Source organism: Ornithinimicrobium avium, assembly GCF_003351765.1.
GTDB classification, from domain to species: domain Bacteria; phylum Actinomycetota; class Actinomycetes; order Actinomycetales; family Dermatophilaceae; genus Ornithinicoccus; species Ornithinicoccus avius.
Genome location: NZ_CP031229.1, coordinates 2,062,379 through 2,080,397, shown reverse-complemented (window position 1 = coordinate 2,080,397; position 18,019 = coordinate 2,062,379). Strand labels below are relative to the sequence as shown.

The following is an 18,019-nucleotide window of genomic DNA, read 5'->3' as shown; positions in this document are numbered from 1 at the left end:
TCGGACGGCGGCGCCACCGCATACCCTTGCGCCCATGGCCTCCCGCCCCCGTCTCAAGGACCGCCTGTTCACGCTGCTGTGCACGGCCGGGGCGGCGGCGATCCTCATCGCCGGCGCGTCGCGCGGAAACCTCAAGGTGGGTCTGGTGGGTGCGGCGTTCTTCCTGGGCTACGGGGTGCTGCACTCCGTGACCCGGCGGCTGACGCCGGCGGCTCGGCTGCTCACCGGCTCGGAGGCGGACCGGGCCGAGCGGCTGGCGCAGTTCAGGGCGACGCGGCTGGCCGGTCAGGTGGCGCTGGCGCTGGCCGCGCTCGGGGTGGTGCTGGAGCTGGCGACCGGCTGGGTGCCGGCGCTGTGGGTGGCCGGCACGGCGCTGGTGATCGTCGGGACCTTCACCGCGGCGCTGTGGTTTCACGGGCGTCGGGCGGCACCGGCTCCGTCGCGTCGCTGACCTCCTCGACGGCCCCTCGCCCGAAGATGCGCGCCAGCTCCTCGCGCCGGTCCAGCGCGGCGCGGGCGCCCGCGGCGATGGCGTGGCGCGCCCGGTGGAAGTCGGTGATCTCCATCCCCTCGATCTGCGGGTCGAGCAGCAGGTCGGGCGGGTAGAACGAGAGCCGCGACATCGTCAGCTGCGCCTGCATGACGTCCACCGCCCGCATGACCTCGCGGAAGGACTCCAGCGCCGAGATCCGCAGCCGGCCGCCGTCCTCGGAGCCGTCGAGCTCGGTCAGCGGCGTGGCGTTGACGGCCAGCACCCGGCGCACGCCGTGCAGCAGCGCGCCGTCCACCGGGATCTGGTTGAGCAGTCCCCCGTCGACCATCAGGTCCTCACCGACGCGCACCGGCTCGATGGCGCCGGGATAGGCGGTGGTGGCGCGCAGGGCCCGGTAGAGGTCGCCGCTGCGCGCGTAGAAGATCCGCCCGTCGGTCAGGTTCGTCGCGGTGAGGACGAGCGGCAGCTCGAGCTCCTCGAAGGTCGGCGGCAGCAGGCCCTCCAGCCAGTGCATGAACGCGCGGGTGCTCAGCAGCCGTCCGGACAGCGGGCTCCAGCTGATCATCGAGCGCCAGCGCAGGTCGGTGGCGATCTCCTCCAGCTCGGCGGCGTCGTAGCCCGCGGCGACGAACGCCCCCACCAGCCCGCCCATGCTCGTCCCCGAGACGACGTCGGGGTGGATGTCGAGCTCCTCCAGCACGCGCAGCACGCCGATGTGGCACAGCCCGCGCGCGCCCCCGCCGCCCAGCACCAGGCCCATCTTCGCCTGGGGCGCCCGGTCCGTGCGCTCGCGGTGTGCCACGGCAGTCCTCCTAGGGGGTGATGACCAGCGCGTCGAGCAGCCGCCGGGCCAGGTCCTCGTCACCGACCACCTGGTATGCCGTCTCCTGCGTCGGCACGCGCCCGGCGGCCCGGCGGCCCAGGAAGAAGGTGGACAGCGCCACCGTCGTGGCCTGCTCCTCCGGCTCGGCCTGCTGGGGAGCGCCGTTCGGGGCGTCCTCACCCTCGGCCGCGTCGCCGGCGTGCCCGGTGAAGAGCTCGTGGGCGACCAGCCGGTCGTCGGCGTCCAGGCCGATCCGCACGCCGCCGCGGGCGGTGACCGGGCCGGTGCTCTCCAGGATGAGGACCGTGCCCGGCTCGGGCGCCAGCCGCTCCAGCACGATGCGCGGCAGCTCCCCGAGCAGGGTCTCCAGCAGCTGGCTCGCACCCGGGGAGTCCAGCGACCCGGGCCGGTCGACGACGCCGCGCAGGTCCTGCTCGTGCACCCAGACGTCGATGATCCGCATCCGGGTCAGCGCCTCGAAGGTGGACTGCCGGCCGCGCACCGAGCGGACCGGGGTGTCCAGCTCGAGGTCGGCGTCGTACATGCCGGCCGAGCGCACCTCCAGCAGCCCGCGCAGCTCCTCGACCAGGTCTGCGGGGGAGCGGTCGGCGCGGGCGAGGACCCCCTCCTCGATCCACACGCCGAAGGAGTTGCGCACGTGCTCGGGGTGGTCCACGGCGACCTTCGCCCCCTCCTCGGCCTCCTGGGTCCAGCCCTGGACGGGGTGCTCGGACCCGGAGAGGTAGTCCTCCACGTGCACCACGTGGGCCAGCACCTCGCGGGCGGTCCAGCCGGGGAGCACGGGGGTGCTCCAGTCCTCCTCGCGCAGGCCGTCGGCCACGTCGGCGAACGAGGTCAGGGTCTGGCGGTAGGCGGCCACCAGCTCGGTGAGGTCGGCGGGCGCGGCGGGGTGGACAGGCATGAGGACAGGGTATGCCGACGCCGCCCGGGCGTGGGGCCCGGGCGGCGTCGGCGGTGGTCGGGCCGCTCAGCCGGCGCAGGCGGTCTCGAGCTCGTCCTGGGCCGCACCGGAGTCGGCCACGTCGATCTCGGGGACGGTGATCTCCTCGTCGGTCGGGCTCTGGTCCTCGTCGGAGAGGACCGCGTCGGTCGCCTCGACGAAGGGGGCGTTGATGCGCTCCAGGAGGTCGGCCTGGTCGCCCTCCGCCTGCGCGCCCAGCTGCGTGATGCGCTGGTTGAGCAGGCTGATCTCGCCCCAGGAGGCGGGGTCGAGGGTGTCGCCGGAGGCGAGGAGGTCACGGTCCTTGGTGGCCCGGTCGGCCAGGGTCACCGCGCCGGTCTGGAAGAAGCCGGCGCAGACCGGGTCCTCCATCGCGGCGGCTGCCCCGGTGGTCTCCGCCCCGGCCTCGGTCGCCGCGCTGCTCGCGCTGGCGTCGGTGCTGGCACTGGTGGTGCTGTCGGTGGTGCTCCCGTCGCCGCTGCCGTCGGAGGAGCAGCCGGCCAGGACCAGGGCCATGCCGAGGGCGGCGGTCAGGGTGGTGCGTCGCATGTGTGTCTCCGTCTTCGTCTGTGTTCGCTCGTCTCGTCCTTGCGTCGCAGGCGAGGGTCGGCGCGCACGGCGGAGACGTCCGGATGACGCTGGAGCCGAGGCGTCGTCCTTGTCGTCTGCAACCATCCATTGTGACGGGTGGTCCTGGCAGGCGCACGGCGGGGTGGCCTCAGGATCGCGACCTAGCATGGGCCCCATGTCGAGCCCGCTGACCTCCACCGCGCCCCGCTGGCTGCTCGCGACGGTGGTGCTGGCGGTCGCGGTGCTGGTGGCGGTCCCGGTCGCGGCCGCGTCGGGCGCCACCACGCCCCTCGTCCTCGGCGACGCCGGGGCCGTCGTGCGGTGGGGGCAGCCGCTGGTGCGGATCCTGCACGACCTCGCCGCCTCGCTCACCCTCGGGCTGCTGCTCGTCGGTGGTCTCCTGGCCCGCGAGTCCACCGACGGGAAGGGCTTCCGGCGGACGACCGCGGCGCAGGGCGCCTTCGCCGGCGGCGTGGTCTGGATGCTGTCCGTGCTCGTCATGCTCTACCTGACCTACGCCGAGCTGGCCGGCACCCCGCCGTCCGCGCCGGGCTTCCTCGAGGACCTCATCGGCAACGTCTGGGCCCTGGAGGTGCTGCGGCTCCTGCTCGTCGAGGCGGTGATCGTCGCGGCGCTGGTGGCGTTGTGCGCCTACGCGAGCAGCCGCGCCACCCTGACCTGGGCCCTCGCCGTGGGTCTGAGCGCCCTGCTGCCGCTAGCGTTCACCGGTCACGCGAGCTCGACCCTGGGGCACGAGACGGCCGTCAACGCCCTGGCCCTGCACCTGGTCGGGATCACGCTGTGGGTCGGCGGGCTGCTGGCGATCGCGGTGCTGCTGCCGGTCCTCGGCCCGGCCCTGCCCGACACCGTCGCCCGGTTCTCGACGCTGGCGGCCTGGTGCTTCGGCGCCGTCGCGGTCTCGGGGATCCTGTTCGCCACGGTCTCCGTGGGCACCCCGGCCAACCTGTTCACCCCCTACGGCGCGGTCGTGGTCGCCAAGGTCACCCTGCTGCTCGTGCTCGGCGGCGCCGGCTGGCTGCAGCGCCGCCGGGTCGTGGCCCGGGGCGTCGACTCCCCGCCACGCTTCGCGCGGCTGGCCCTCGGCGAGCTGGTCCTGATGGGCGCCGCCGTCGGCCTGGGGGTGGTGCTCGGCCGCACCCCGACGCCCGAGCCGGTCGCCGTCGACGTGACCCCGGTCATCTCGCTCACCATGCACCCGATGCCCGAGCCGTGGAGCTGGGCCCGGATGTTCACGACCTGGCGCCCGGACTGGCTCTTCGTCCTCGCCGCTGTCGTCGCCGTGGGACTCTACGCGGCGGCGGTGGTGCGCCTGCGCCGGCGCGGCGACCGTTGGCCGCTGCACAAGCTGCTGCTGTGGACGCTGGGCTGGGCGGCCTTCGTCTACGTCACCAGCGGCGGGCCGGGGGTCTACGGCCGGGTGATGTTCTCGGTGCACATGGTCTCGCACATGGCGCTGATGATGGGGGTGCCGATCCTGCTCGTGCCGGCCAACGCCATCACCCTGGCGATGCGCGCGCTGCCCTCCCGGCGCGACGGGACGCTCGGCCCGCGCGAGCTGCTGCTCTCCGCGGTCCACTCGCGGTGGGCCTCCTTCGTGGTCAACCCGGTCGTCGCCGGGATGCTCTTCTTCGGCAGCCTGGTCGGCTTCTACTGGAGCGGCATCCTGGGCTGGGCGCTGAGCACCCACGCCGGGCACGTCTTCATGATCGTGCACTTCACGCTGGTCGGCTACGCCTTCGTCTGGGCCCTCGTCGGCACCGACCCCGGCCCGGCGAAGTGGCCGGCCCCGCTGCGGATGATCGTGCTGCTCGTCACGCTCGCCTCGCACGCCTTCTTCGGGCTGTCGATCTTCCAGGGCGGCTGGCTGCTGGCGCCGGAGTTCTTCAAGACCATCGACGTGCCCTGGGTGCAGGACCTGCTGGCCGACCAGCAGCTCGGCGGCGGCATCGCCTGGGGCCTGGGCGAGCTGCCCACGCTCCTGCTGATGCTCATGGTCGCGGTGGACTGGATGCGCCGCGACGAGCGCGACGCGGCCCGCTCGGACCGGCAGGCGGAGCGGGACCACGACGCGGAGCTCACCGCATACAACGCACGGTTGGCGCAGCTCGCCAAGCAGGACCGGACGGCCGGCCGGACCCGCTAGGCCCTCGGGACGACGATGCGCACCCGTGCCGGGGCACGGGTGCGCATCGTCGTCAGCCGGTGAGGGCTAGCCGCGGTCGAAGTCGTGGCTGGAGCCGACGACGTCGCCGGCCTTCCACTCCGCCCAGCCCGGGCGTCCCGCCATGAACGCCTCGACCTGCGCCTTGTCGGCCTCCAGCTTCGGGTCGTTCTTGAGGTACCAGCGGGTCTCGCGCGCGACCAGGCCGGAGAGCACCAGCAGGCCGACCAGGTTCGGCAGCGCCATCAGGCCGTTCATGATGTCGGAGAAGGTCCAGATGGGCTCCAGCTGCAGCGTCGCGCCGGCGAAGACGACCAGGGAGAAGACGATGCGGTAGGGCATCACCGTCCGGCGCCCGAAGAGCCGCTCCATGTTGCGCTCGCCGTAGTAGCTCCAGCCCAGGATCGTGGAGTAGGCGAAGAGCACCAGGCCGAGAGTCACGATCCAGTGGCCCCACTCGCCGGGCAGGCCGTGGGTGAAGGCCTCGCCGGTCATCAGCGCGGCGGAGATCTGCTCGCCGGTCTCCGGGTCGACGACCTTCCACGCGCCGGTGGTGATGATCGTCAGGCCGGTGAAGGTGACCACGACGAGGGTGTCGATGAAGGTCTGGGTCATCGAGACCAGGCCCTGGCGCACCGGGTGCGTCGTCTGCGCCGCGGCCGCGGCGATCGGGGCCGAGCCCAGGCCGGACTCGTTGGAGAACAGACCGCGGGCGACACCGTACTGGACCACGATCATGATGGCCGAGCCGGCGAAGCCGCCGACCGCCGAGGTGCCGGTGAAGGCGTCGGTGAAGATCAGGCCGATCGCGGCCGGGATGCTCTCGACGTTGGCGATGAGGATGTAGAGCGCCGCGGCGATGTAGAAGACGATCATGATGGGGACCAGGTTGGAGGTGACCCGGCCGATCGACTTGATCCCGCCGACCAGGACGACCAGAGTCATCACGGTCAGGATGACGCCGGTGATGGCCACCGGCAGCCCCCAGCTGCTCTCGACGTTGGAGGCGATCGCGTTGCCCTGCGTCATGTTGCCGATGCCGAAGGCGGCGATGGTGGCGAAGATGGCGAACGAGATGCCCAGCACCTTGCCGATCGGCCCCTTGATGCCGCGCTGCAGGTAGTACTGCGGGCCGCCGGACTTCTCGCCCGCCACGTCCGTGCCGCGGAAGCGGACGGCGAGGAAGGCCTCGGTGTACTTCGTGGCCATGCCGACCAGCCCGGTGATCCACATCCAGAAGAGGGCGCCAGGTCCACCGATGCCGATGGCGGTCGCCACACCGACGATGTTGCCGGTGCCGACCGTGGCCGCCAGCGCGGTGGTCAGCGCCTGGAACTGGCTGATGTCGCCCTCGGAGTCGGCGTCGCGACGCTTGAGGATGCCCAGCCGGAAGGCGGCTCCCAGCTTGAGGAACTGCAGCCCGCCCAGCCGGATGGTCAGGTAGAGACCGGTGCCGACGAGCAGCGGGATGAGCAGGAACGGTCCCCAGATGACTCCGGAGATCTCGTTGAGGACCTCCGTGACGGCGTCCCAGTTCATGTCGATCGGTTCCTTCCGACGGTGCGGCAGGGTCGTCCGTGACCCCGCGACTGCGGGACAGGCTACCGGGTGGCGTCCTCATCCGGAACCACCCGGTAGCGCCGCCGCGCCAGCGCCGGGTTGACCGACCGCACCTGGGTGAGCCGGTCCCGATCAAGGACTGCCACGCCGATCCCGGGCACCTCGCCGACCCCGGCGAGCGTGACTCCCGCCGGGTCGACCACCGCGCTGCCGCCGATACCGGTGCGCGGGGTCTGCCCGGCGGCCATCACGTAGGCGGTGTTCTCGACCGCCCGCGCCCGCACGAGCGTGGTCCAGTGGTCCTCCTTCAGGGGGCCCGGCACCCACTGCGCCGGCACCGCGAGGACGTCCGCGCCGGCGTCGACCAGCACCCGCGAGGACTCGGGGAAGCGCAGGTCGTAGCAGGTCTGCATGCCGACCCGGAAGCCGTCGACCTCGAGCAGTTCCGGCACGCCGGGCGTCCCGGGGACCACCCGGTCGGACTCGGTGTAGCCGAAGGCGTCGTAGAGGTGCACCTTGCGGTAGGTCGCCACGACCTCGCCCCCGCGCAGACCCAGCAGGGTGTTGTGGATGCGGTTCTCGCCCGCCTCCTCGTTCACCCCCACCACGACGGCGAGGTCGAGCGCGGCGACGATCTCGCGCAGGCGGGTGACGGTCGGCCCGTCGAGCGGCTCGGCGGTCTGCACCAGACGCTCGCCCATGTCGGGGACGGTGAACACCGCATACTCGGGGAGCACGACCAGTCGTGCGCCGCGCTCGGCGGCCCGGCGCAGGAGGGACTCGATCGTGGCGAGGTTCTCCGCGGTGTCCTGGGTCGGGGAGTACTGGGCGACGGCGACGGTCAGGCTCATGCCGCCATGGTCGCACCAGCGTGCGTCCGAGGGGCAGGGCCCCGCCTGCTGGGCTACCGTGAGAACCCACACCACGGAAAGGCGTCACACATGGGCATCGGCCTCGGCATCGTCCTCCTCGTCATCGGCGCGATCCTCGCGTTCGCCGTCGACTACGCGATCAGCGGCGTGGAGCTGCAGACGATCGGCTACATCCTGATGGCGGCCGGCGTGCTCGCGCTGCTGCTCGGCCTGGTGCTGAACACCCAGCGCACGAACACCACCCACCGTGAGGTGATCGACCGCAACGCCGAGGTGCGTCGCCGCGACATCGACGAGTGAGCACCACCCTCCAGGCGTCCGCGACGCTCGCGCCGTCGCGGGACCTGACCGGTGCGGCCGAGCGCTTCGCCGTCGTGCGCGACCGCGTCCACGGCAGGCTGCCGGGCTGGGCGCGAGAGCTCGTCCCGGCCACCGCCGTCGGCTTCGCGGCGCTGAGCGCGTTCACCTACGGGGTGGACCTGGTGCTGCTCGGCGTCGGGTTCGACCTGCTCGGCCTGCCCTACCCGGTGGCGGTGACGCTCGCGTATGCCGTCGCCCTCGCCCTGGCCTTCGTGCTCAACCGCCGGCTCAACTTCCAGGTGGGCGGGCACGTCGGCCGGCAGACCGCGCGCTACGTGCTCAGCGTGCTCGCCAACTACGCGCTGTTCATCCTGCTGCTGGCCAGCACGCTGGAGGCGGTCGGCGTCAACTACCTCCTGGCCCGGCTGACCGCCGGAGCCTGCGAGGCGGTCTTCATGTACCTGATGATGCGCCTCGTCGTCTTCCGCCAGCGCCGCTAGCCCGGCCCGGCGCTCAGAAGGCCTCCTCCGGCAGCTCCATCAGCGAGGTGTCGCCGGCGGTGACGATCCGTCGGTCGGCGCCCAGGCGCGGGAGCACCTCGGAGGCGAAGAACGTGGCGGCGGCCACCTTCCCCTGCAGGTATGCGGTGTCCTGCGGTCGCTCCCCGGCGTCCAGCAGGCGGGCGGCCACCTCGGCCTGGCGCAGCAGGAGCCAGCCGATGACGAGGTCGCCGGCGGCGAGCAGGAACCGCGAGGAGTGCAGGCCCACGGCATACACCTGCTCGGGGTCCTGCTGGGAGGCGATCGCCTTCCCGGTCATGAACTCGACCATCTGCTGGACCTCGCCGAGGGCGCGCAGGACCGCGCCGCGGACCTGCTCGAGCCCGTCGTCCACCTGGGCGGTCGCGGTCTGCATGACCTGGCCCGCCACATACCCCAGGGCGGTGCCCTGGTCGCGCAGGATCTTGCGGAAGAAGAAGTCCATGCCCTGGATCGCGGTGGTGCCCTCGTAGAGGGAGTCGATCTTGGCGTCGCGGACGTACTGCTCGATCGGGTAGTCCTGGAGGAAGCCCGAGCCGCCGAAGGTCTGCAGGGACTCGGTGCCGAGCAGCACGAACGCGCGCTCGGAGCCGCAGCCCTTGACCAGCGGCAGGAGCAGGTCGTTGACGCGCGCGGCGATCTCGGCCTCGCTGCCGGGCTCGACGGCCTCGTGCCCGCTGGCGCTCTGCGCGGCGTAGACCGTGTCCTGGAAGCTGGCGGTGTAGAGCATGAGCGCGCGCAGGCCCTCGGCGTAGGACTTCTGCAGCATGAGCGAGCGGCGCACGTCGGGGTGGTGGGTGATCGTCACGCGCGGCGCGGTCTTGTCGCGCATCCGGGTCAGGTCGGCGCCCTGGACGCGCTCCTTGGCGTAGTCCAGCGCGTTGAGGTAGCCGGTGGACAGGGTGGCGATCGCCTTGGTCCCGACCAGCATCCGGGCGTGCTCGATGATCCGGAACATCTGCGCGATGCCGTCGTGGACCTCGCCGAGCAGGTGGCCGACCGCAGGGTTGTCCTCGTCCTCGCCGAAGCGCAGCTCGCAGGTGGTGGAGACCTTCAGGCCCATCTTGTGCTCGATGTTGGCGACCTGCACGCCGTTGCGGCCGCCGAGCTCGCCGGTCTCCAGGTCGGTGATGTGGTGGTCGCTGACGATGAACAGCGACAGGCCCTTGGTGCCGGGACCGGCGCCCTCGGGACGGGCGAGCACGAAGTGGATGACGTTCTCGAAGAACGGCGCGGTGCCGCTGGTGATGAAGCGCTTGACGCCGCGCAGGTGCCAGGTGCCGTCGCCGGCCTTGACCGCGCTGGTGCGGCCGGCGCCGACGTCGCTGCCGGCGTCGGGCTCGGTGAGGACCATCGTGGCGCCCCACGGCTTGTCGATGAGCAGCTGGGCGAGCTGCTGCTGCTCGATCGTGCCGAGGCGGTGCAGGACGTTGGCGAAGGTGTAGCCGGAGGCGAACATCTTCACCGCCGGGTTGGCGCCCAGGAGGTACTCCGACATCGCCCAGCTCACGGTGGGCGGGGCGGCGGTGCCGCCGAGGCCGGGGTCGATCTCCAGGCGCCACCACTCGTTGTCGACCCAGGCCTGGTAGGAGGCGGTGAAGGAGTCCGGCATCGTCACCGAGCCGGTGGCCGGGTCGAAGACGGGCGGGGTGCGGTCGGACTCCACGAAGGAGGCGGCGATCGGCCCCTCGGCCAGCGTGGCGATCTGGCGCAGCGCGTCGCGGGCGGTCTGCTCGTCGAGGTCCTCGAACGGCGCCGAGCCCAGGATCTTCCCCCGCTCGAGCACGTCGAACAGCATGAACTCGGTGTCGCGCACGTTGCTCTTGTAGTGGCCCATGGCCGCCTCCCAGGTATCCGATACTCGCAGTACTACTTCTTGGTAGCAAGTGTCTCTCAGCACGCTGCGGAAGGCAAGGCCGGGATGCCGGTTCAGGCGGGCGGTGCGCCGAGCCGGGTGCGCACCGCCTCGCCGATGCACCACGCGGTGCGCTCCCACGAGGCGTCGGGCCCGTAGGTCGCCGAGAGGTCGACCACCTCGAGGCCCGCCAGCCGGTCGGCGGGCGCGTCCGGCCGCACCGTCCCGGCGACCACCAGGGGCCGTATGCCGTGTCGCTGCGCCTCCTCGGCGACGCCGCCCACGGCCTTGCCGTTGAAGGACTCGGCGTCCAGGGCCCCCTCGCCGGTGAGCACCGCGTCGGCGCGGGCCATCGCGTCGGCCAGGCCGACCTGCTCGGCGACCAGCTGCAGGCCCGGCACGAGGCGGGCGCCCAGGGCGACCAGTCCGCCGCCCAGGCCCCCGGCGGCGCCGCCGCCGGGGACGGCGGACAGGTCGACCGCATGCTGCACGGCATACCTGTCCTGGAGCGTGGCGAGCCGGTCGGTGAGCTCGAGGACCTGGGCGGGCGAGGCGCCCTTCTGCGGGCCGAAGACGCGGGCGGCGTCGGTGAAGAGGGTCTGGACGTCGCAGGCGCCGACGAGGTCGACCCCCAGGTCGGCGGGACGGCGGCCGGCGAGGCGCGCCAGGACGGCCTCGACCGCGCCGAGGCCGCCGTCGGTCGTCGCCGAGCCGCCGGCCAGCACGAGGCCGGAGGCGGCGGAGCACTCGAGGACCGCGGTGTCGCCGTCCAGCCGCCAGGCGGCGTGGACCGGCGTGCCGTCGGGGCCGGTGACGGTCGAGGTGCGGTTGCTGCCGCCGAAGGCGTCGAGCATGCCCTCGCCCCCGTCGGCCATCGGGAGGGCGACCACCTCCCAGCCCAGCGGTGCGGCGGCGTCGGCGACCGCGCGGACGACCTCGGGCGCGGAGAGGGTGCCGCGGAACTTGTCGGGGGCGACGAGGAGGACGGGGGACATGTGCGGGGCTGCCTCAGCCGAGCTGGGGCATGACCTCGGCGGCGACGAGCTCGGTGTGCGCGAGGTCGGACAGGTCGAGCATCTGCAGGTAGATCCGCCCGGCCCCGGTCTGCTCCTGCCACTGGCCGATGCGGTCGACGACCTCGGCGGGGGTGCCGGTGAGTCCGTTGGTGCGCAGCTCGTCGACGTCGCGGCCGATCGCGTCGGCGCGGTGGCGGATCTCGGACTCGTCGCGACCGACGCAGGCGACGAGGGCGACCGAGCGCAGGATGCTGGAGGGGTCGCGGCCCACGGAGCGGCAGGCGTCGTCGATGCGGCCGTACTGCCTGATCGTGTCCTCGACCGTCGGGAAGGACATGTTGAACTCGTCGGCGAAGCGCGCCGCGAGGGCGGGGGTGCGGCGCTTGCCGCTGCCGCCCATGATGATCGGCGGGCGCGGCTGCTGGGCCGGCTTGGGCAGCCCGGGCGAGTCGGTGACGGTCAGGGTCGTGCCCGTGTGGCTGAAGGTCTCGCCGGTAGGCGTGGCCCACAGGCCCGTGATCACCTGGAGGGCGTCCTCGAGCAGGTCGAAACGGCCGGGGGCGTCGGGGAAGGGGACGCCGTAGGCGGCGTGCTCCTTGGCGAACCAGCCCGCGCCGAGCCCCAGCTCCACGCGGCCGCCGCTCATCTGGTCGACCTGCGCGACCTGGACGGCGAGCAGGCCCGGGTGGCGGAAGGTGACCGAGGTGACGAGCGTGCCCAGCCGGATGGTGCTGGTCTCACGGGCGATCCCGCCGAGGGTGACCCAGGAGTCCGTGGGACCGGGGGCGCCGTCGCCGCTGCCCATGGCCAGGAAGTGGTCGGAGCGGAAGAACGCGGAGTAGCCGGCGTCCTCGGCGGTGCGGGCCAGGGCGAGCTGGTCGTCGTAGGAGGCGCCCTGCTGGGGCTCGGTGAAGATGCGCAGGTCCATGGCGTCAGTGTGCCTGGTGGCGCGGGGCGGGGCGAGGCGGGTGAGGGGTCTGTCCACACCCCCCTGTCCTGGTGGGTGCCTCTGCGGCACGTTGTGGATATTCGAACAGATGTCTGAGTCGGTTGCTAGGGTGTTGATCGTGGTCGAGATCTGGTGGTGGACCTGCGTGGTGTGCGGGTGTGCGGCGTTCGCGTGCTGAGGCGGACCTGGTCGTGGCGGTGCGGGGCGTGGTGGAGCGGGTGCAGGAACGCGAGCGGGAGCGGCGTGCCGGGCGTGGCGAGCCGCTGACCGGCGGGTCGCGGGCGCTGTCGCGGGGGGTGCGTCTGGCCGCGATCGGCGAGATCGAGGTGGCGCTGGGGTTCTCGGCGTGGGAGGCGGGTCTGCTGGTGCGGGCGGCCACGGCCGCGGAGCCGTTGGCGGGGATGGTGGACGCGGCGCTGCGTGCGGGGGAGACGACGTGGGTGCAGGTGCGCTGGTTCTACGAGAAGACGGCCTCCTTGGAGGATGACCGGCGGCTGCTGGTCGCCGCGGCCCTGTTCGGCGACGATCCTGGCCTGGCGGCGGGGGACCGGCTGGGCCCGGAGGGTGACCTGCACGGTCGGGCGTGGTCGGTGCCCTCGTTCCGGGCCGCGCTGGATGCTGAGGTCACGGCGTGCCGGGGCAGCGACGTGGCGGCCGAGCGGGCGGCCCGGGCGCGGGCCTACGCGGCGCGCCGGACGTGGACCAGGGTGCACGAGGACGGGGTGGCGACGCTCTCGATCCGGGGACCGGTGGCCTCGGTGCTGGCTGCGGGCCAGCGGCTGGAGCGTGGTGCCAGGGGCGTGAGGGCCGCCGGTGACCCCCGCACCCTGGGCCAGCTGGGTGTCGACGTGGGTCTGGGACTGCTGACCTACGCCACCGTCGCCCTGCACGGGTGCCCGGACAAGCAGCCCGACCCGGCCACCGACGCCGTGTCCGCCGACGCCGTGTCCGGGCACCCCGTGTCCGGGCACCCCGTGTCCGGCGGGGAGTCCGCTGGCGGCGTCCTGTTCGAGGAGGTCATCGCCCCGCAGGACATGGAGCTGCTGGCCCGGGTGGTCAACGGGCTGCCGCCGGTCGCCCTGCAGGTGGTCCTGCCGTATTCGACCCGGGACACCGGTCAGCAGGAGGCTGTCCACAACCGGCCCCACGGGGCGGGGCAGGACTGTGCCCGTCGCGGGCCGCCGGGGCGGTCCGGGCGTGGCCGGGTGGGTGAGGTGCTGGGTCCGAACCCGTTCTTCGTCTCCGAGGGCCACGCCCGGGAGCTGGCGCTGATGCCGGGCAGCACCCTGCACCGGCTGGTGGTGGACCCGCGTGATGGTCGGCTCGTGGAGCGGACGATCAAGGGCTACCGGCCCGACGCCGACATGCGTCGGCAGGTGGTCGCCGCGGACGTCTACTCCCGGGCCCCGGGGGCCAGGGCCCGGACCGGGGAGCTGGACCACGTCACCCCCTACGGCTGGGCCGGTGGTCCGACGAGCGAGGTCAACCTGGCGCTGCTGGCCAAGCGGCCCCACCGGTACAAGACCGAGGGGACCTGGCAGGTGGAGATCGGCGCCCGGCGGGACCTGACGTTCACGACCCTGCTGGGCCAGGTGGTCACGACCCGGGTGCACGACTACCGCACCTACCTCAGGCGGGTCCATCCCGATGACCTGGAGGATCGCCGGGACCTGGCCGGTCAGCTCCTGCAGGCCGCCCTGGCCGAACGGGCCGGGATCCAGGGCAGGCGCCGCGGCGACGGGCTCACGACGGAGCACACCGACCCCGACACCGGGCAGACCCGCCCCGGCCCCCGCCCCGACCAGCCCACCATCGACGACCTGCTCGGGGACGAGGACGCGTGACGCCGCCCCGGACGAGCACGCCTGACCCCGAGAGGCGGGCCGCCCGACGCGCGCAGGGCGACCCGCCGGCCTCAGTGCAGCCGCACCCGGGGGTCGAGCACGGCATACAGGACGTCGACCACCACGTTGGCGACGACGACGGCGGCGGAGGCGAACAGGACGATGCCGATGATGACCGGCAGGTCCTGCTGGTTGATCGCGTCGATGGCGGTCTTGCCCATGCCGGGCAGGGAGAACACGGTCTCGGTGACGACCACGCCGCCGAGCAGCGTGCCGACGTCGATCCCGAACTGGCTCACGACCGGCGTCAGCGCGGCGCGCAGGGCGTGGCGCAGCAGGAGCCGTCCCTCACCCATCCCCTTGGAGCGGGCGGTGCGGATGTAGTCCTCGCCGAGCACGTCGAGCATGGAGGCACGGGTCAGGCGCGTGTAGGTCGCCGCCGAGACCAGCGCCAGGGTGAGCCACGGCAGGATCATGTGCTGCAGCCAGGACACCGCGTCGTCGCTCAGCGCCACGTAGCCACCCGGGGGGAAGACCGCCCAGCCCACCATCGTGAGCCGGAAGTAGACGAAGTAGAGCAGCAGCAGGCCGAGGAGGAAGGTCGGCATCGAGTAGAAGACCAGCGAGAAGACCGTCAGCCCGCGGTCCAGCACCGAGCGGGGCCGGGCCGCCGAGATGATGCCGTTGGTCACACCCAGCACGATCCAGATGATCGCGCCGCCGATGACGACCGACAGGGTGATCGGCAGGGCCTGGGCGATGATGTGCGTGACCGGGACCTGGTGGTAGTAGTCGTACCCTAGGTCGCCGTGCAGCGCCTTCCAGATGAAGTCGAGGTACTGCTTCCACACGGGCTGGTCCAGGCCGAGCCGGTGGGTGATCAGCGCGACGGTCTCCGGCGGCGCCTGCCGCCCCGCCAGGGTCCGGGCCACGTCGTTGGGCACCAGGAAGAACAGGCCGAAGACCGCCATCGTGATCAGCCACATGACGAGCACGCCCAGACCGATCCTGCGGATCAGGAAACGCACCATGGTGGACCTCCTGCCTCAGCTCTTGACCGGTTCGCCGCGTGGGTCGAACGCGTCCCGGATGCCGTCCCCCAGCAGGTTGAACGCCAGGGTGGTGATGACCAGCGCGGCCCCGGGGAAGAACACGAACCACCAGGCGACGGTGTAGTAGCCCTGCGACTCGCTGATCATCCCGCCCCAGTCGGCGGTGGGCGGGGGCAGCCCGAGCCCGAGGAAGGACAGGGTGGCCTCGACCACGATGACCACGGGGACCAGCAGCGAGGCGTAGACGATGAGCGGCGCCAGCACGTTGGGCAGCACGTCGACGAACATGATCCGCAGGTTGCCCGACCCCAGCGAACGCGCCGCCTCGACGAACTCGCGCTCCCGCAGGGAGAGCACCTGGCCGCGCACGATCCTGGCCACCGAGGCCCAGCTGAAGAACCCGATGACCAGCACCGTCACCGTCAGGCTCGGCCCGGTGATCGAGACGAGGCTGATCGCGACCAGCAGGAAGGGGACGGAGAGCACCACGTCGACGAGGCGGGCCAGGACCGTGTCGACCAGACCGCCGAGGAAGCCGGCGGCCAGCCCCACCACCGTGCCGATGACCACCGTCAGGGCCGTCGCGGCCACGCCGACCAGCAGCGAGATCCGCGCGCCGTAGGCGATCCGCACCAGCAGGTCGCGCCCCAGGTCGTCGGTCCCCAGCCAGAAGGTGCTGTTCGGACCGCGCGGCAGCCCGTCGGGGCTCAGCCCGGTGTCGTAGAACTGCTGGTTGACCCCGTGTCCGGTGATCGTCGTCGTCACCGGCGCGAAGATCGCGATGAGCAGCACCAGCACGATGACCACCGCCGATCCCATCGCGACGCGGTCCCGGCGCAGCCGCTCCCACGCGAGCCGCCAGGGGCTGCGCCCCTGGATCGTCCGCTCCTCGACCGGCCTGGCTGCCTCCGGGGCCGGCTCGGGGACGGCCGCCGGCGTGCTCATCGCTCCTCGCCCCCGCCGACCACGTCCGGCGTCCTGAGCACCTCGCCGCGCTCCAGCGGGAAGAAGCAGGCGGCCCGGTGGTCCTCGGCGTCGTCGAACGTCGGCTCCAGCGGCGGCTGCGACAACGCGCACTCCGGGCGCGCCTTGGGGCAGCGGGTATGGAAGCGGCACCCGCTGGGCGGGTCCGTCGGGCTGGGCAGGTCACCGGTGAGCACGATCCGCTCGCGGCTGTCCGCCCGGTCCGGGTCGGGCACGGGCACGGCCGAGAGCAGCGAGCGCGTGTAGGGGTGGCGGGTGGAGGCGAAGAGCTCCTCGGTCGGGGCCACCTCGACGATCTGCCCGAGGTACATGACCGCGATCCGGTCGCTGACGTGCCGCACCACCGACAGGTCGTGCGTGATGAACAGGTAGGTCAGCCCCAGGTCGTCCTGCAGGTCGACGAGCAGGTTGATGATCTGCGCCTGGATCGAGACGTCGAGCGCCGAGACCGGCTCGTCGCAGACGACGAGCCGCGGCCGCAGGGCCAGGGCCCGGGCCACCCCGATCCGCTGGCGCTGCCCGCCGGAGAACTCCGCGGGGAAGCGGTTGTAGTGCTCGGGATTGAGCCCCACCAGCTCCATCAGGTCCTGCACCTTGCGCCGGATCTCCTGACCGCTGCCCAGCCGGTGGATGACGAAGGGGTCGGCGATGATCGACCCGACGCGGCGGCGCGGGTTCAGGGAGCCGTAGGGGTCCTGGAAGATGATCTGCACCTCGCGCCGCAGCTCGCGCAGCTGCGCTCCCTGCAGGACCGTCACGTCCCGCCCGTCGAAGAGGATCCGTCCCCCGTTCACGTCGTGCAGCCGGGCGATGCAGCGCGCCAGGGTGGACTTGCCGCAGCCGGTCTCGCCGACCAGCCCGAGCGTCTCGCCCGGGGCGATCTCCAGGGAGACGTCGTCGACCGCGTGGACGGTGCCGCCGGAGCCGCGACGCAGCCCGCCCCCCAGCGGTGCGAAGGTCTTGGTCAGGTGCTCCACCCGGAGCAGCGGGGTGCTCATGACTGCGTCTCCTTGGTGCTCGCGCTCTCCGTCTCCCGCTCCCGCTCACCGGGGGCGATGGTCAGCCAGCAGGCCGACCGGTGGGCCTCGTCGCCGTCGACGGGGAGCAGGTCGGGCTCGGACCGCCAGCAGTGCTCGTAGGCGAAGGGGCAGCGCGGCGCGAACGGGCACCGGTCCGGCGGGTCGATCGTCGAGGGCGGCGTGCCGTGGATCGGGGTGAGCCGGGTGCGGCCGCCGTCGTGCGTCGGCAACGAGGCCAGCAGCCCCTGGGTGTAGGGGTGCGCGGGGTGGTAGAAGAGCGTGCGGCGGTCGGTGCGCTCCATCGCCCGACCGGCGTACATGACCACGATCTGGTCGGCCACGTCCGCGACCACCCCCAGGTCGTGGGTGATCAGGACGATGATGGTGGTGCCGGTGTCCTCCTGCAGGCGGCGCATCACGCCGAGCACCTGCGCCTGCACGGTGACGTCGAGGGCCGTGGTCGGCTCGTCGGCGATGAGCAGCTCGGGCTCCAGGGCCATCGCCATCGCGATCATCACGCGCTGGCGCATGCCGCCGGAGAACTGGTGGGGATAGTCCCCGACCCGGTCCGCCGCGCGCGGGATGCCGACCCGGTCGAGCATCTCCACCGCCCGCCGCCGCGCCGCCGCCCGCGAGGTCCGCGGCCGGTGCAGCCGGATCATCTCCACGATCTGCCAGCCGACCGGGTAGTACGGGTGCAGGCTGGAGAGCGGGTCCTGGAAGATCATCCCGATCCGCGCCCCGCGGATCGTGCGCAGGGCACGCTCCGAGGCGCCGATCAGCTCGGTCCCGTCGAAGAGGGCCGACCCGCTGACGCGCCCGTCGCGCACCAGCCCGGTGATGCTCTGGGTCGCCACGCTCTTGCCGGACCCGGACTCGCCCACGACCGCCAGGGTGGTGCCGGCCTCGACGGTCAGGTCGAGGCCGCGCACCGCCTGGACGACGCCGTCGGCGGTCGGGAAGGACACCCGCAGGTCGCGCACCTCGAGCAGTGCCATGA

General features: G+C 72.7%; 17 protein-coding genes. 5 read left to right on the top strand and 12 right to left on the bottom strand.

The window, feature by feature from the left end; all coding sequences use genetic code 11:
• The first annotated feature begins 34 nt into the window (after positions 1 to 34).
• Positions 35 to 451 carry a hypothetical protein gene (locus DV701_RS09555; RefSeq protein WP_114928094.1) on the top strand — a complete coding sequence of 139 codons (417 nt, stop codon included), beginning with the start codon at positions 35 to 37 and terminating at the stop codon, positions 449 to 451.
• Here the strand turns inward: DV701_RS09555 and DV701_RS09550 are convergent.
• The 3 genes from DV701_RS09550 to DV701_RS09540 all read right to left on the bottom strand — a co-directional run bounded on the left by DV701_RS09550 (position 393) and on the right by DV701_RS09540 (position 2,826).
• Complete coding sequence (locus DV701_RS09550) at positions 393 to 1,295, bottom strand: patatin-like phospholipase family protein (RefSeq protein WP_202863489.1); 903 nt, start codon at positions 1,293 to 1,295, stop codon at positions 393 to 395. The two genes, DV701_RS09555 and DV701_RS09550, sit on opposite strands and share 59 nt — an antisense overlap.
• A gap of 10 nt (positions 1,296 to 1,305) precedes the next feature.
• Positions 1,306 to 2,238, bottom strand: a complete 933-nt coding sequence (locus tag DV701_RS09545; RefSeq protein ID WP_114928093.1) for a maleylpyruvate isomerase family mycothiol-dependent enzyme — start codon at positions 2,236 to 2,238, stop codon at positions 1,306 to 1,308.
• 66 nt (positions 2,239 to 2,304) lie between these two features.
• Complete coding sequence (locus DV701_RS09540) at positions 2,305 to 2,826, bottom strand: hypothetical protein (RefSeq protein WP_114928092.1); 522 nt, start codon at positions 2,824 to 2,826, stop codon at positions 2,305 to 2,307.
• 196 nt (positions 2,827 to 3,022) lie between these two features.
• Between DV701_RS09540 and DV701_RS09535 the strand changes: the two genes are divergently transcribed.
• Positions 3,023 to 5,011, top strand: a complete 1,989-nt coding sequence (locus DV701_RS09535; RefSeq protein WP_114928091.1) for a cytochrome c oxidase assembly protein — start codon at positions 3,023 to 3,025, stop codon at positions 5,009 to 5,011.
• Between the two features lie 66 nt (positions 5,012 to 5,077).
• On the opposite strand, the gene DV701_RS09530 is transcribed toward DV701_RS09535, so the two are convergent.
• Complete coding sequence (locus DV701_RS09530) at positions 5,078 to 6,568, bottom strand: alanine/glycine:cation symporter family protein (protein WP_114928090.1); 1,491 nt, start codon at positions 6,566 to 6,568, stop codon at positions 5,078 to 5,080.
• 62 nt (positions 6,569 to 6,630) lie between these two features.
• A complete protein-coding gene (locus tag DV701_RS09525) occupies positions 6,631 to 7,440 on the bottom strand; it encodes a carbon-nitrogen hydrolase family protein (RefSeq protein ID WP_114928089.1) in 810 nt (269 codons plus the stop codon).
• A 90-nt stretch (positions 7,441 to 7,530) separates the two neighbouring features.
• Between DV701_RS09525 and DV701_RS09520 the strand changes: the two genes are divergently transcribed.
• Both DV701_RS09520 and DV701_RS09515 read left to right on the top strand, forming a co-directional pair.
• Positions 7,531 to 7,761 carry a DUF6458 family protein gene (locus DV701_RS09520; RefSeq protein ID WP_114928088.1) on the top strand — a complete coding sequence of 77 codons (231 nt, stop codon included), beginning with the start codon at positions 7,531 to 7,533 and terminating at the stop codon, positions 7,759 to 7,761.
• A complete protein-coding gene (locus DV701_RS09515) occupies positions 7,758 to 8,261 on the top strand; it encodes a GtrA family protein (RefSeq protein ID WP_228254963.1) in 504 nt (167 codons plus the stop codon). Before DV701_RS09520 ends, DV701_RS09515 begins: the two co-directional genes overlap by 4 nt.
• A gap of 13 nt (positions 8,262 to 8,274) precedes the next feature.
• Here DV701_RS09515 and DV701_RS09510 read toward each other — a convergent pair whose 3' ends face one another.
• The 3 genes from DV701_RS09510 to DV701_RS09500 all read right to left on the bottom strand — a co-directional run bounded on the left by DV701_RS09510 (position 8,275) and on the right by DV701_RS09500 (position 12,099).
• Entirely contained in the window at positions 8,275 to 10,137 is a 1,863-nt protein-coding gene (locus DV701_RS09510; RefSeq protein ID WP_114928087.1) for an acyl-CoA dehydrogenase, read from the bottom strand.
• A gap of 92 nt (positions 10,138 to 10,229) precedes the next feature.
• Positions 10,230 to 11,150 carry a glycerate kinase gene (locus DV701_RS09505; protein ID WP_114928086.1) on the bottom strand — a complete coding sequence of 307 codons (921 nt, stop codon included), beginning with the start codon at positions 11,148 to 11,150 and terminating at the stop codon, positions 10,230 to 10,232.
• Positions 11,151 to 11,163: 13 nt separating this feature from the next.
• A complete protein-coding gene (locus DV701_RS09500; protein ID WP_114930976.1) occupies positions 11,164 to 12,099 on the bottom strand; it encodes an LLM class F420-dependent oxidoreductase in 936 nt (311 codons plus the stop codon).
• A gap of 179 nt (positions 12,100 to 12,278) precedes the next feature.
• Here DV701_RS09500 and DV701_RS09495 point away from each other — a divergent pair, with 179 nt between their 5' ends.
• Positions 12,279 to 13,964 (top strand): hypothetical protein, encoded by a 1,686-nt coding sequence (locus DV701_RS09495; protein WP_114928085.1) that lies wholly within the window; start codon positions 12,279 to 12,281, stop codon positions 13,962 to 13,964.
• A 71-nt stretch (positions 13,965 to 14,035) separates the two neighbouring features.
• Here the strand turns inward: DV701_RS09495 and DV701_RS09490 are convergent, their stop codons facing one another.
• The 4 genes from DV701_RS09490 to DV701_RS09475 are packed head-to-tail and all read right to left on the bottom strand — an operon-like array spanning position 14,036 to position 18,017.
• A complete protein-coding gene (locus DV701_RS09490; protein ID WP_114928084.1) occupies positions 14,036 to 14,995 on the bottom strand; it encodes an ABC transporter permease in 960 nt (319 codons plus the stop codon).
• Positions 14,996 to 15,010: 15 nt separating this feature from the next.
• On the bottom strand, positions 15,011 to 15,961 hold the full coding sequence (locus DV701_RS09485; protein ID WP_114928083.1) for an ABC transporter permease: 951 nt from the start codon (positions 15,959 to 15,961) through the stop codon (positions 15,011 to 15,013).
• Positions 15,958 to 16,998, bottom strand: a complete 1,041-nt coding sequence (locus DV701_RS09480) for an ABC transporter ATP-binding protein (RefSeq protein WP_114928082.1) — start codon at positions 16,996 to 16,998, stop codon at positions 15,958 to 15,960. The genes DV701_RS09485 and DV701_RS09480 overlap by 4 nt, the downstream gene beginning before the upstream one ends.
• Entirely contained in the window at positions 16,995 to 18,017 is a 1,023-nt protein-coding gene (locus tag DV701_RS09475) for an ABC transporter ATP-binding protein (RefSeq protein WP_114928081.1), read from the bottom strand. The genes DV701_RS09480 and DV701_RS09475 overlap by 4 nt, the downstream gene beginning before the upstream one ends.
• Between the last annotated feature and the right edge of the window lie 2 nt (positions 18,018 to 18,019).